We start from the raw sequence: 12573 nt of genomic DNA on the forward strand, positions 1-12573 counted from the left end.
GCACGGCCCCCGTCAGGGCAGCAGTTCCAGCGCGTGCTGGTAGCGGGGATCGGCCATCAGGGCGTCCCAGTCCGGCGCGGGGGCCGTGGGCAGCAGCGCGCGCCGGCGGGCGTCGGCGGTTTCGTCCGGCACCCAGCGGCCCTCGATGAGGGCACGGCTCAGGCCCTCGATCAGGTCGTCGATCGGCTCGCCGCCGTCCACGGTGCTCTGGTTGCACAGCAGCACCAAGTCGCAGCCGGCCTCCAGCGCGGCCAGCGCCGCCTCGGTGGGGGTGACGTCGCGGCCGTCCAGCACGCGCGCACCGGCCATGCTGAGGTCGTCGCTGAACACGGCGCCGGTAAAGCCCAGCCCCTCGCGCAGGATGTCGCGCAACCAGCGGCGCGAGAATCCCGCCGGCCGCGCGTCCACCTGCGGGTACACGACGTGTGCGGGCATCACGGCCGCCAGCGACGCACTCAGCCACCCGTAGGGCGCGGCGTCGTCGGTCAGAATCGCCTCCTGCGGCCGATCGTCCACCGGCAGGTCCACGTGCGAGTCGGCCTCGGCCCAGCCGTGACCGGGAAAATGCTTGCCGCAGTTGGCCATGCCGGCCAGGCGCAGCCCGTGCATCAGGGCCTGCGCCAGCGCCGTCACGACGCGGGCATCGCCGTCGAAGGCGCGGTCGCCGATCACCTCGCTGCGCCCGTAATCCAGGTCCAGCACCGGCGCAAAGCTCAAGTCCACGCCACAGGCACGCAGCTCGGCCCCGAGCACATAGCCCGCGGCCGTCGCCGCATTGCAGGCGGCCAGCGCGGCCTCGCCGGGGCGCGTCTCGGGCGCCTCGCGCCACAGGCGGCCGAAGTCGCGCATCGGCGGCAGGTGGGTGAAGCCATCGGTGCGAAAACGCTGCACGCGCCCGCCCTCGTGGTCCACGGCGATGAGCAGGTCGCGGCGCACCCGCTTGATCTGGGCGCACAGACGCTGCAACTGCGCCCGATCGCGCCAGTTGCGCGCGAACAGGATCGCCCCGCCGACCAGCGGGTGGCTCAGGCGGGCGCGGTCGGCGTCGGTCAGGCGGGTGCCGGCGACGTCGATGACGAGGGGGGCATGCAGGGTCATGGGTCTTGCTCCACCACCACGAAGCTGGCGGCATAGTCGGATTCGTCGGTCACGCTCAGGTGGGCGCGCAATCGCCGCTCGGTGCACCACGCCAGCAGCGCCCCGTGCAGGCGGAAGGCGGGCTGACCGCTCGGCCGCCGGATCACCTCGCAGTCGCGCCAGGTCATGGGCGCGCGCAGGCCCAGGCCGATGGCCTTGCTGAACGCCTCCTTGGCCGAAAAGCGCGTCGCCACGAAACGCACGCCCCGCTCGGGCCAGCGCGCGCGCCGCTCGTGCCACAGGGCCAGCTCGCCCTCGGCCAGCACACGCTGCGCAAAGCGATCGCCGTGCCGCTCCAGGGCGGCGGCGATGCGGCGCACATCGCACAGATCGGTGCCCACGCCGTAGATCATGGGCTCAGCCCGCAGCAGCCGCGATGCAGCGCCGGTAGTCCTGCACGGTGGCGGCGTAGCCCAGCTCCAGCGCATCGGCGATCAGGGCGTGGCCGATGGAGACCTCGGCCACGCCCGGCACGGCGCGCAGAAAGTCGGTCAGGTTGTCGCGGTTGAGGTCGTGCCCCGCGTTGACGCCCAGCCCGGCCGCCTGGGCGGCCACGGCGGCGTCGCGGTAGCGCTGCAACTGGGCGGCGCGCGCGGCGGCGTCGGGCCAGGCAGCGGCGTAGGGCTCGGTGTAGAGCTCCACGCGGTCGGCGCCCACGGCCCGGGCGCCGGCCATCTGGGCCGGATCGGGGTCCATGAACAGGCTCACCCGCGCGCCCAGCGCCTGCGCCTGCTCGATCACGGGCCGCAGCCGCTGCGCGTCCTCGGGAAAGCGCCAACCGTGGTCGCTGGTGAACTGGTCCACCGCATCCGGCACGAAGGTGAGCTGGTGCAGCGGCAGACCCTGCTGCACCACCTCGCGCGCGACGTCGAGCAGGTTGTGGAACGGGTTGCCCTCGATGTTGAACTCGCGGTCGGGCCAGTCGCGCAGCAGGCGCGCGAGATCGAACACGTCGTGCCAGCGGATGTGCCGCTCGTCCGGGCGGGGGTGCACGGTGATGCCATCGGCCCCTGCCTGCAAACACAGCGTCGCCGCCCGCGTCACGCTGGGGATGCCCAGGTGGCGGCTGTTGCGCAGCAGCGCCACCTTGTTGACGTTGACGGACAGTGCCGTGCGGGATGCACCGAGGGCGGAGGGGTGGCTCATGGCGAGGGGTCGTTCAGCGGCGGGGCGGGACGCGGCCCGATGCGGCGCAGCGCCCGCATGAGCTCGCGGGTCCGGAAGGACCGCACCCCACTATGGTAGTGCAGCAGGCCGGCGAGGCCGACGCGCATCGCCGCCGTACTCAGGGTCGGCGCTTGCGCCCACAGGGCGGACCAGGGGTCGGGCGCGTCCAGCGCGGCCTGCACCGCCTGCCAGTGCGTACCGGGTAAGCTGCCGGCATCGTCCGGCCCGCTGGGCTGCAGGCCGGCCTCCGGCAGCAGCCGGTAGGACTGCGCCGCCGCCAGCGGCAGCAGGCGCAGCCCCTCCTGCGCCAGATGGGGCAACCAGCCCAACTGGCACAACAGCAGCAGCTCGAAGGCGCGCAGCGTCACCGCCACGTCGGCCCCGCGGGCCAGGGCCTGCACCGCCGCGGCATACGGGTCGAACAGCGCGGGGTGGGGATCGTCGCGCGCCATCAGGCGCAGCATCAGCTCGTTCAGGTAGTAGCCCGCCAGCAGCGCATCGCCCGCCGGCATCACATGGCCGCCGGCATACTGCGCGGCCTTGAGGGTGCGCACCTCCGCCTCGCCCGACCAATCCACACGTAACGGCACCAGGGGCAGCAGCACGGCGCGAAACTGCGACGTGGGCCGCTTGACCCCCTTGCCCACCAGCACCACGCGGCCGTGGTGGCGGGTGAACAGCTCCAGGATCAGGCTGGACTCGCTCCAGTCGTGGCGGTGGAGCACGAAGGCGGGCTCGTCGTGCACCCGCACCCGCTGGCGTGTGGCCACGTCACTCGTAACCGTAGGCGCGCACCCGGGCCTCGTCGTCGGACCAGCCGGAGCGCACCTTGACCCACAGCTCCAGGAACACCTTGCCGCCCCACAGGCGCTCCAGCTCCTGGCGCGCCTCGGTGCCGATGCGCTTGAGGCGCTCGCCCCCCTCCCCAATGACCATGCCCTTGTGGCCCTCGCGCTCGACGATGATGGTGGCGGCGATGCGGCGCAGCTCGCCCTCCTGCTCGAAGCGGTCCACGACGACCGTCGAGGTGTAGGGCAGCTCGTCCCCCGTCAGACGAAAGAGCTTTTCGCGCACCAGCTCGCCGGCCAGAAACCGCTCGCTGCGGTCGGTGAGGTCGTCCGCGTCGTACAGCCACGGCTGCTCGGGCAGGTAGCGCTCGCACAACGCCAGCAGGCGCTGCACATCGCGCGGCTGCTTGGCGCACATGGGGAAGAACTCGGCAAACGGGTGGCGGTCCTGCATGCTGCGCAGCCAGGGCGCGATCTCCACGCGGCGGTGCACGCGGTCCAGCTTGTTGGCCACCAGGATCACCGGCACGCCGGGGGGCAGCAGCGCCAGCACTTTGGCGTCCGCCAGGTCGAAGCGCCCCGCCTCGACCACGAACAGCAGCAGGTCCACATCGGCCACCGCGCCGAGCACGGTCTTGTTGAGCGCGCGATTGAGCGCGTTGCCGTGCCGGGTCTGAAAACCCGGCGTGTCCACGAAGACGAACTGCGTCGCCCCCTCGGTGCGGATGCCGGTGATGCGGTGGCGGGTGGTCTGCGCCTTGCGCGAGGTGATGCTGACCTTGTGGCCCACCAGGGCATTGAGCAGCGTGGACTTGCCCACATTGGGCTTGCCGACGATGGCGATGAAGCCGCAGCGCTGCGGGCCGGTCGGCGCGGCGGCTGGGGCCGACGCCGACTCGGCCGTTTCGGACGTGGTGGGGACGTCGGCAGCTCGGCCCAAGGCGCGCGCCAGCATGGCCTCGAGGTCGTCGTCGGGGGGCGCGGATGGCGCAGATGGCGCGCCGGGGGGCGGTGGTGTCATGGCTGGAGGACTCGGCTGGACAGGCCGTGGGTGTGCAGATGGTCCAACATCACGGCAGCGGCGGCCTGCTCGGCCGCGCGGCGCGAGGCCCCCCGCCCGGTGGTGGGCGCCGCGCCCTCGACGCGGCACGCCACCTCGAAGGTCTGGGCATGCGCCTCCCCGTGAATGGCGACCACCTCGTAGACGGGCAGCGGCCGACGGTGGGCCTGCAGCCACTCCTGCAACGCCGTCTTGGCGTCCTTGCCCAGGCCCGGCCGCAGCTCGACGCCCTCGTACCAGCGGCGGGCCACGGCCTGCGCCGCCTCGAAACCCGCATCCAGATACAGGGCGCCCAGCACCGCCTCGGCCGCATCGGCCAGGATGGAGGCCCGCTCGCGCCCGCCCGAGCGCTGCTCCCCCTCGCCCAGGCGCAGCAGAGCCGGCAGGCCAAGGTCCAGCGCGATGCGGTGCAGGGCATCTTGCCGCACGAGGCTGGCGCGCGCGCGCGACAGCTCGCCCTCCGCCTGCTGCGGCAGGCGCTCGACGAGCAGCGTGGACACCGCCAAGCCGAGCACGGCATCGCCCAAAAACTCCAGCCGCTCGTAGTGGTCGGCCGAATAACTGCGGTGCGTCAACGCCCGCACGAGCAAATCGGGTTGGCGGAAGCGGTGCCCCAAACGGCGCTGCAGCGCCTCCAGCCCCGGCGCCAAAGAATCAGTCATGGATCACGAATTGCGGCCCCGGTACTTGAGCAGCAGGTACGCCGGGCCGAAGAGGTGGATTTCCTTGTCGTAAGCGAATTCGACGACGATGCGGTCGCCGTCCTTGCTGATCTCCAGATCCTTGCCGCTGACGGCCTCGAAGTAATCGGCGGTCTTGGCCCGCTCGAAGGCGTTGCGGATCTCGGCAACGGTGGTGCCGCTTTGCGCAGCGCGGTTGACGGCCTTTTGGATCGCCAGGTACTCGGTCACCGTGGGCACGACCTTGGCCGCCAGCACGATCAGCAGTGCCGCCACGATCCCGAAAAACACCATCCCGATGACGGTCACCCCGAGCTGACCCCGCTTCATGCTCACCCCCGTGCAGACGTCAAACGCCGCCCTTGGCGACGGTCGGAGCCATGATAGCGCCAATCGAACCGGGTTCGTTCATTCGAACGCGCCGATGCGCCCCAGATCGCCGAAGTTCATCCACACGAACACCGCCTTGCCGACGATGTTGCGCTCCGGCACGAAGCCCCAGTAGCGCGAGTCGAGCGAGTTGTCGCGGTTGTCGCCCATGACGAAGTAGTGCCCCTCGGGCACACGGCAGGTCACACCCTCGACGGTGTAGCGGCAGTGCTCGCGCCCCGGAAAATCGGCCGCCGCCGGGATGAAGGCCGGCCGCTCGTCGTCCAGCAGGGTGTGCACCCGCCGCCCGCCGATCTCCTCGACGAACTGCTTGCGGTAGCGCATCGCCTCGGCATCGTAAAAGTCCGCCTCGGCGGTGCGCGGCACCGGCTGCCCGTTGATGAACAGCCGCTTGTTCAGATACGCCACCTCGTCACCCGGCACGCCGACGACGCGTTTGATGTAGTCCAGGCTGGGCTGGGGCGGGTAGCGAAAGACGATGACATCGCCGCGCTGCGGGCTGTGGTTGTCCACGACCTTGGTGTTGACCACCGGCAGGCGGATGCCGTAGTGGTATTTGTTGACCAGGATCAGGTCGCCCACGCGCAGCGTCGGGATCATGGAGCCGGAGGGGATCTTGAACGGCTCGAACAAAAACGAGCGCAGCAAAAACACCGCCAGGATGACGGGGAACAGCCCCGCCGTCCAGTCCAGCCACCACGGCTGGGCCAGGAACCGGCGCCGCAGGGCCTCCTCCGGGTCGCCGTGATCGGCGGTGATGCCCTGGCGGGCCAACTCTTCGCGGCGGCGGCGGGCCTCGGCCACGGCGCGCTCGGCGGCGGCCCGCCGGCGCGGCAGGAACACCCAGCGCTCGGCCACCCAGTAGGCGCCCGTCACCACCACGGCCAACAGCAGCAGCAGCGCGAAGTTGCCATCGATGGCCCCCACATACCACGCGATGCCGTAGCCGGCGAATGCCGCCAGGACGACGCCCGTCAGGGCGCCCATGGTCTGGTCGTTCATGACTCCTCCACCTGCAGGATGGCGAGGAACGCCTCCTGCGGCACCTCGACGGTGCCGATCTGCTTCATGCGCTTCTTGCCGGCCTTTTGTTTTTCCAGCAGCTTGCGCTTGCGGGTGATGTCGCCGCCGTAGCACTTGGCCAGCACGTTCTTGCGCAGCGCCTTGACGGTCTCGCGCGCGATGATGTTGGCGCCGATGGCGGCCTGGATGGCGACGTCGAACTGCTGGCGGCTGATGATCTCGCGCATCTTGCTGACCACCGCCCGCGCGCGCGACTGCGACTGGCTGCGGTGCACGATCATCGACAGCGCGTCCACCTTCTCGCCATTGAGCAGGATGTCCACCTTCACCACGTCCGAGGGGCGGTACTCCTTGAACTCGTAGTCCATCGACGCGTAGCCGCGGCTGACGGATTTGAGCTTGTCGAAGAAGTCCAGCACGATCTCGGCCAGCGGCAGATCGTAGGTCAGCATGACCTGCTTGCCGTGGTAGGCCATGTTGAGCTGCACACCGCGCTTGCCGTTGCACAGCGTCATCACCGGGCCCACATAGTCCTGCGGCAGGTAGATGTGCACGGTGACGATGGGCTCGCGGATCTCCTGGATCTTGCTCGGCTCGGGCATGCGAGAGGGGTTTTCCACCATCAGCACCTCGCCGTCGCCCTTGACCACCTGGTACACCACGCTCGGCGCGGTCGTGATCAGGTCCTGGTCGAACTCGCGCTCCAGCCGCTCCTGCACGATCTCCATGTGCAGCAGGCCAAGGAAGCCGCAGCGAAAGCCAAAGCCCAGCGCCTGCGACACCTCCGGCTCGAAGTGCAGCGACGCGTCGTTGAGCTGGAGCTTTTCCAGCGCGTCGCGCAACTGGTCGTATTCGCTCGCCTCGGTGGGGTACAGCCCGGCAAACACCTGCGGCTGCACCTCCTTGAAGCCGGGCAGCGGCTCGGTGGCCGCGGCCAGGTTGGCGCCGCTGGCGGTCTTGAACGAGGTGATGGTGTCGCCCACCTTGGCCGACTTCAGTTCTTTGATGCCGGCGATGACATAGCCCACCTCGCCCGCCTGCAGGCGCTCGCGCGGCTGGTTGGCGGGGGTGAAGACGCCCACCTTCTCGCACGGGTACTGTGCGCCCGTGGCCATCAGCCGGATGCGGTCGCCCCGGTTCAGGCAGCCATCCACCACCCGCACCAGCATCACCACGCCGACATAGTTGTCGAACCACGAGTCGATGATCATCGCCCGCAGCGGGCCATCCGGATTGCCATGCGGCGGCGGGATCTTGGCCACCACCGCCTCCAGAATGTCGTCGATGCCCATGCCGGTCTTGGCCGAGCAGGGGATGGCCTCGGAGGCATCGATGCCGATGACGTCCTCGATCTCCTGCTGGGCGCGCTCGGGGTCGGCCTGCGGCAGGTCCATCTTGTTGAGGACCGGCAGCACCTCGACCCCCAGGTCCAGCGCGGTGTAGCAGTTGGCCACCGTCTGCGCCTCGACGCCCTGGCTCGCATCCACCACCAGCAACGCGCCCTCGCACGCCGACAGCGAGCGGCTGACCTCGTACGAGAAGTCCACGTGGCCGGGCGTGTCGATCAGATTCAGGTTGTAGACCTGCCCGTCGCGCGCGGTGTACTGCAGCGCCGCGGTCTGCGCCTTGATCGTGATGCCGCGCTCCTTCTCCAGATCCATGGAGTCGAGCACCTGCTCGGTCATCTCGCGCTCGCTCAAGCCCCCGCAGCGCGCGATCAGGCGGTCGGCCAGCGTGCTCTTGCCGTGGTCGATGTGCGCGATGATGGAAAAGTTGCGGATGTGCTTCATGGCCACAGAAAAAGGGCGCGCTCCCCAAGCAGCGCGCCCGATCGGTTCAAAGCCGCGATTGTAGGCGTTCAGTGCGGCCGTGGCCGCGGACGGCACCGCTCAGGGCCGCACCAGCACCCACTGCGCCCAGTCGCCGCGGCGGATGAGCAGGCTCACCGGCCGGCCCTTGGGCCACTCGGCCACCGCGCGCTCGAATTCGCGCACGCTGGCGATGGTCTGGTTGCCCAGCCCGACGATGACATCGCCCGGCCGCAGGCCCGCCGTCGCGGCCGGGCCCGCCACCTCGGCGACGCGCACGCCGCCGGCCACCTTCAGCTCGCGCCGCTCGGCGGCGGTCAGCTCGCGCACGGTCAAGCCCAGCGGGCCGGCCTTGGCGGTCTTGGGCTCCTCCGTCGCCGGGGCGGCGGCCGACTCGTCCTCGAACGTGCCCACGGTGAGGGTGAGGGACTTGGTCGCCCCGCGCCGCCACACCTCGACCGCGGCACGGGTGCCCGGCTTGGTGTTGCCGACGATGCGCGGCAGATCCGCCGACTTCTCGATCGCCTTGCCGTCGAAGCGCAGGATGATGTCGCCCGGCTCGATGCCGGCCTTGGCCGCGGGCGAGCCGTCCTCCACCCCGCGCACCAGCGCCCCGCCCGGCCGCGGCAGGCCCAGCGACTCGGCCACGTCCTTGTCCACCGGCTCGATGGCCACACCGATGCGCCCGCGCGTGACCTTGCCGCTGGCCTTGAGCTGCTCGGCCACGCGCACCGCCTCGTCGATCGGGATGGCGAAGCTGATGCCCATGAAACCGCCCGAGCGCGAGTAGATTTGGCTGTTGATGCCGACCACCTCGCCGCGCATGTTGATCAGCGGGCCGCCGGAGTTGCCGGGATTGATCGCCACATCGGTCTGGATGAACGGCAGGAAGTCGCCGGTCTCGCGCTGCTTGGCGCTGACGATGCCGGCGGTGACGGTGTTGTCCAGCCCGAACGGCGAGCCGATCGCCATCACCCACTCGCCGACCTTGAGCCGCTCGACATCGCCGATGCGCACGGGCTTCAGGCCCGTGGCGTCGATCTTGACCAGCGCCACGTCGGTGCGCTTGTCGGCGCCGACCACGCGTGCCTTGAACTCGCGCTTGTCCGGCAGCGTGACGATCACCTCGTCCGCCCCGTCGACGACGTGCGCATTGGTCATGACGAAGCCGTCGGCGCTGTAGACGAAGCCGGAGCCGACCCCGCGCTGGCGCTGCTCCGGCCCCCGGTCGGGGCGCTGGGGCCCGCGCGGCAACGCGCCGGGGGGCAGCGGAATGCCAAAGCGGCGGAAAAACTCGCGCATGTCCTCGTCCGGCGCAGCCGGGTCCGACTCGCGGGGCTGCACGCGCTCGACCGTGCGGATGTTGACGACCGACGGGCCGACCTCGTCGACCAGCACGGTGAAATCCGGCAACCCGGTCAGGCGTGGCGCGGCCGCCGACGTGCTGGGCGGTGCGGCCGCCCCCGCCGCCGGCTGGGCGCCGACGACATGCTGCGCCGCGCCCCACAGCAGGGCCACGGCCGCCACCAGCGACACACCCGCCAGCGCCACGGAACGGCGCCGCTGCGGCATCCCGGCCGCCACGGAAGGTTCAGATCGGTTCATCATGTGGAATCCTCGTCGGATACAAGGGTCCCGGCCGCTGGGCGGGGCCGGTTCCGCGGACGGCTCATCGCGTGCGCTCGAGCGCGCCCAAAAAACGTTCCAGCGTGGCCAGCGGCACTTCGCCCAGCGCGGTGACCGCATAGCCGCCGACCCGCTGCGACAGCACATGCGTGGCCCCCGCCTGGGTGCGGTGCACCGGGGGCCCGTCAGCCGCCGAGAAAAACAGCGACACCGACGCCAATCCGTCCGAATAAACGCACTGCAGCGGCGGACGCGCCCGCGCCGGCTCCTCGGCCCGGGCCCAGCAGGTGACGGGGCGGAACCCGGGCACCTCGGTCTTCAGGCGCCAGCCCTCGGCCTCCGGTGTGGTTTTGCGCAGTGTCGGGCGCTCGATGCGGTAGCCGCGCGTGTCGTCCATCTGCCGCGCCATCACCTCCATCCGCAACGGCGCATCGAGCTGCAGCTCCGTGAACGCGACCTGCTCCAGCACCTCGCCGTCGGCCTTCAGCGTCTGCAGTTTGAGCACGAGGCCGGTGCGCTTCTCGGACCAGATGCGGTAGCCGTAGCGCAGCGCATCGCGGGGCTGAAACTCCACCACCCAGGCATCGAAGCCGGCCAGCCGTTCGCTGCCGCGCACTTCCGCGCGGTAAAAGCCGGCAACTTCGATGCCCGGCACCCGCACGGGCCCCGGGAACAGACGCAGCAGCTCGCGCCGATCGCGCACCGCCCACTGCTTGTCCGGCAGCAGGGTCATGACCTCGTCGTCCCGGCGCCAGATGATGCGCGCCGGCCCGTTGAGCGCCTCGATGCGCTCGATCTGCTGCCGCCCGTCACAGACGTGCGCGATGCGCGCCGCCGCGATTTCGCTGCCGCGCGTGACGACGAACGTCCCACTGTAGGCGCGGTTGCGCGTGGCGTCGTGCAGCCGCTCGATCCAGGCCTGGATGTCGCCCGCGGGCTCGGGGGCCTCAGCCTGGGCGGTCTGCATCCCGACCGTGAGCACGGACAAGCCCAAAGCGGCCGCCGCCACCCGACCCGCCCAGCGTTGGCCCCAGCGGGTGGGGTACGCGTGTCGCATCGTCATGGACCGTTTCACCCCGCCTCAGCGCGCCGGCACGTCGTAGCTGGCCGCCCGCAGAAAACCGGCGCTGGTCTGCAGCGCCGACGCCCCGCCCCACTGGCGATGCGCGGCCATCAGCTCCTCGAGCTGGGGATCGCGCACCACCACACCCGCCACCGGGGCGGGGGCACTCGGCAGGCTGACGGTCACGGTCTGGGGCGGCTCGGCCTGGGCCATGCGCGGCGCGGTCTCGACCGCCCCCGGCACCGCCCCCACCTGCCACGCGACGGCCACCACGGCGGCCAGTGCGGCCACACCCGCCACCATCTTCCAGCGGAAAACGGCATCGTTGGCCGCGACCGGCAGCGGGTCGGCCACGACCGGCGGCGCCTCGCTGCGCGGCGGCGCAGGCTCGGCCGCCACGCGCGCCATCACGGCGCGCACGAAGGCGGGGTCCGCCCCGCCCTCGGCGCTGCCCGCGCGGGCGCGCAGGGCATCGCCGATGCAACGGTACGCATCCCACGCCGCCCGGTCGGCGCCGGCGTCGGCCCCGTCGAGCGCGGTCTGCGCCTGCGACGGCCCGCATTCGCCGTCGAACAGCGCCGACAGCCATTCCCGCCGCGCGGCGTCGGCGGCGGACGGATCGTTCGATAGGGCTACAGGCTTCATGGTCGGACATCCAATCTGGTGACCCTGCACAGGCACGCTACCAACGCTTGCCGGACTGGCGCTCCAGCATGGGCTTGATGCGCGCCGAGATCGCCTCCCGGGCGCGGAAGATGCGCGAGCGCACCGTTCCGATCGGGCAGTCGAGCGCCTGCGCGATCTCCTCGTAACTGAGACCATCGATTTCGCGCAGCGTGATCGCCTGGGCCAGCTCGGTCGGCAGGGCATCCACCGCCGCCTGCACCGCCTGGGCGATCTCCTTGCTCGCCAGCACCGCGTCCGGGGTTTCGGTATCGGCCACCTGCGCGGTTAGTTCCTGCTCCAGGGCGGAAGTTTCATCGCCATCGTCGCCGTTGTGCAGGGCGCTCATGAGCACCAGCGGATCGCGCTTGAGCTCCTGCAGCGCCTTCTTGGCGGTGTTGACGGCGATGCGGTACAGCCAAGTGTAGAACTGCGCATCGCCCCGAAACTGCCCCAGCGCCCGGTAGGCGCGAATGAAGGTTTCCTGCGCCAAGTCGGGGACGAGGTCGGTGTCGCGCACGAGACGCCCGATCAGGCGCTCGACCCGGCGCTGGTATTTGATGACCAGCAGCTCGAACGCCCGTTGGTCGCCAGCGATCGCGCGCTGCACGAGCGCGGCGTCGGCGTCGGGGGAGCGGCGGGTTTCGTCCATCATGGCGTCGGCGCGGGGCGCCCGAATATACCCGATCGCCTTTCGGGGTCGGCCGCGGCCGCCAGGGCCCGGCGCAAGGTCAACCAGTCCGCGGGATCGTCGCCGGCGGCGGCCCGCTGGCACCACAACCACAGGCGCTGCCCGTCGGGCGTTCGGCCCTCCAGCAGCAGCACATCCGTGATGTCCCATGCGATGCGCACATCGAGCAAGGGCACCCCGGACGGCCGCGCCGCGCCGAACCAGCGCCAGGTGCCGCCGCGCGCACCGTCGGGGCCGGGCGCCGGCTGCCACGCCAACTCGCCGTACCGGGTATGGCGCAGGCTCCAGACCGCCCACAGCGTGCTGGCGAGCACCCCGGCCCCCAGCCCCCACCATGCCGCGGGCAGATCGGGCCGCGCCCAGGCCCACAGGCCCAGTATGGCCACACCACTCGACACGCCGAGGGCGGCGGCCCAGGTGTCCAGCCGGGCGGAGCCGGCCGGGTAGCGGATGCCGGCTGCCCCGGTGCGGGCCATG

At 71.0% G+C, this 12573-nt stretch carries 14 protein-coding genes; all 14 read right to left on the reverse strand.

Annotated elements, in window-relative coordinates:
* Positions 1-12: 12 nt before the first annotated feature.
* Positions 13-1098, reverse strand: a complete 1086-nt coding sequence (gene nagZ, locus A9O67_RS01365; protein ID WP_068606640.1) for a beta-N-acetylhexosaminidase — start codon at positions 1096-1098, stop codon at positions 13-15.
* Positions 1095-1490 (reverse strand): holo-ACP synthase, encoded by a 396-nt coding sequence (gene acpS, locus A9O67_RS01370; protein ID WP_068606642.1) that lies wholly within the window; start codon positions 1488-1490, stop codon positions 1095-1097. Before acpS ends, nagZ begins: the two co-directional genes overlap by 4 nt.
* 4 nt (positions 1491-1494) lie before the next feature.
* Positions 1495-2283 carry a pyridoxine 5'-phosphate synthase gene (locus tag A9O67_RS01375; protein ID WP_068606644.1) on the reverse strand — a complete coding sequence of 263 codons (789 nt, stop codon included), beginning with the start codon at positions 2281-2283 and terminating at the stop codon, positions 1495-1497.
* The gene (gene recO / locus A9O67_RS01380) at positions 2280-3074 is read right to left on the reverse strand and encodes a DNA repair protein RecO (RefSeq protein WP_068606646.1); all 795 of its coding nucleotides are present in this window, start codon (positions 3072-3074) and stop codon (positions 2280-2282) included. The genes A9O67_RS01375 and recO overlap by 4 nt, the downstream gene beginning before the upstream one ends.
* A gap of 1 nt (position 3075) precedes the next feature.
* Positions 3076-4113, reverse strand: a complete 1038-nt coding sequence (gene era / locus A9O67_RS01385; RefSeq protein WP_068606647.1) for a GTPase Era — start codon at positions 4111-4113, stop codon at positions 3076-3078.
* Complete coding sequence (rnc, locus tag A9O67_RS01390) at positions 4110-4802, reverse strand: ribonuclease III (protein ID WP_068606649.1); 693 nt, start codon at positions 4800-4802, stop codon at positions 4110-4112. Before rnc ends, era begins: the two co-directional genes overlap by 4 nt.
* A gap of 15 nt (positions 4803-4817) precedes the next feature.
* Entirely contained in the window at positions 4818-5162 is a 345-nt protein-coding gene (locus tag A9O67_RS01395; RefSeq protein ID WP_068606651.1) for a DUF4845 domain-containing protein, read from the reverse strand.
* A gap of 78 nt (positions 5163-5240) precedes the next feature.
* Positions 5241-6209, reverse strand: coding sequence for a signal peptidase I (gene lepB / locus A9O67_RS01400; protein ID WP_068606720.1), 969 nt, complete (start codon positions 6207-6209; stop codon positions 5241-5243).
* 11 nt (positions 6210-6220) lie between these two features.
* Positions 6221-8035, reverse strand: a complete 1815-nt coding sequence (lepA, locus tag A9O67_RS01405) for a translation elongation factor 4 (RefSeq protein WP_068606653.1) — start codon at positions 8033-8035, stop codon at positions 6221-6223.
* A gap of 99 nt (positions 8036-8134) precedes the next feature.
* Positions 8135-9625, reverse strand: coding sequence for a DegQ family serine endoprotease (locus A9O67_RS01410; protein ID WP_068606655.1), 1491 nt, complete (start codon positions 9623-9625; stop codon positions 8135-8137).
* A gap of 97 nt (positions 9626-9722) precedes the next feature.
* Positions 9723-10742, reverse strand: a complete 1020-nt coding sequence (locus A9O67_RS01415; RefSeq protein ID WP_068606657.1) for a MucB/RseB C-terminal domain-containing protein — start codon at positions 10740-10742, stop codon at positions 9723-9725.
* A gap of 18 nt (positions 10743-10760) precedes the next feature.
* Positions 10761-11387: an RseA family anti-sigma factor gene (locus A9O67_RS01420; RefSeq protein ID WP_068606659.1), complete on the reverse strand. Its 627-nt coding sequence runs from the start codon at positions 11385-11387 to the stop codon at positions 10761-10763.
* Positions 11388-11424: 37 nt separating this feature from the next.
* Positions 11425-12057 (reverse strand): RNA polymerase sigma factor RpoE, encoded by a 633-nt coding sequence (gene rpoE, locus A9O67_RS01425; RefSeq protein ID WP_068606661.1) that lies wholly within the window; start codon positions 12055-12057, stop codon positions 11425-11427.
* Positions 12057-12572, reverse strand: coding sequence for a hypothetical protein (locus A9O67_RS13315; protein WP_068606663.1), 516 nt, complete (start codon positions 12570-12572; stop codon positions 12057-12059). The genes rpoE and A9O67_RS13315 overlap by 1 nt, the downstream gene beginning before the upstream one ends.
* Position 12573: the final 1 nt, after the last annotated feature.

The organism is Tepidimonas fonticaldi (assembly GCF_001675355.1).
Classification (GTDB): Bacteria; Pseudomonadota; Gammaproteobacteria; order Burkholderiales; family Burkholderiaceae_C; genus Tepidimonas; species Tepidimonas fonticaldi.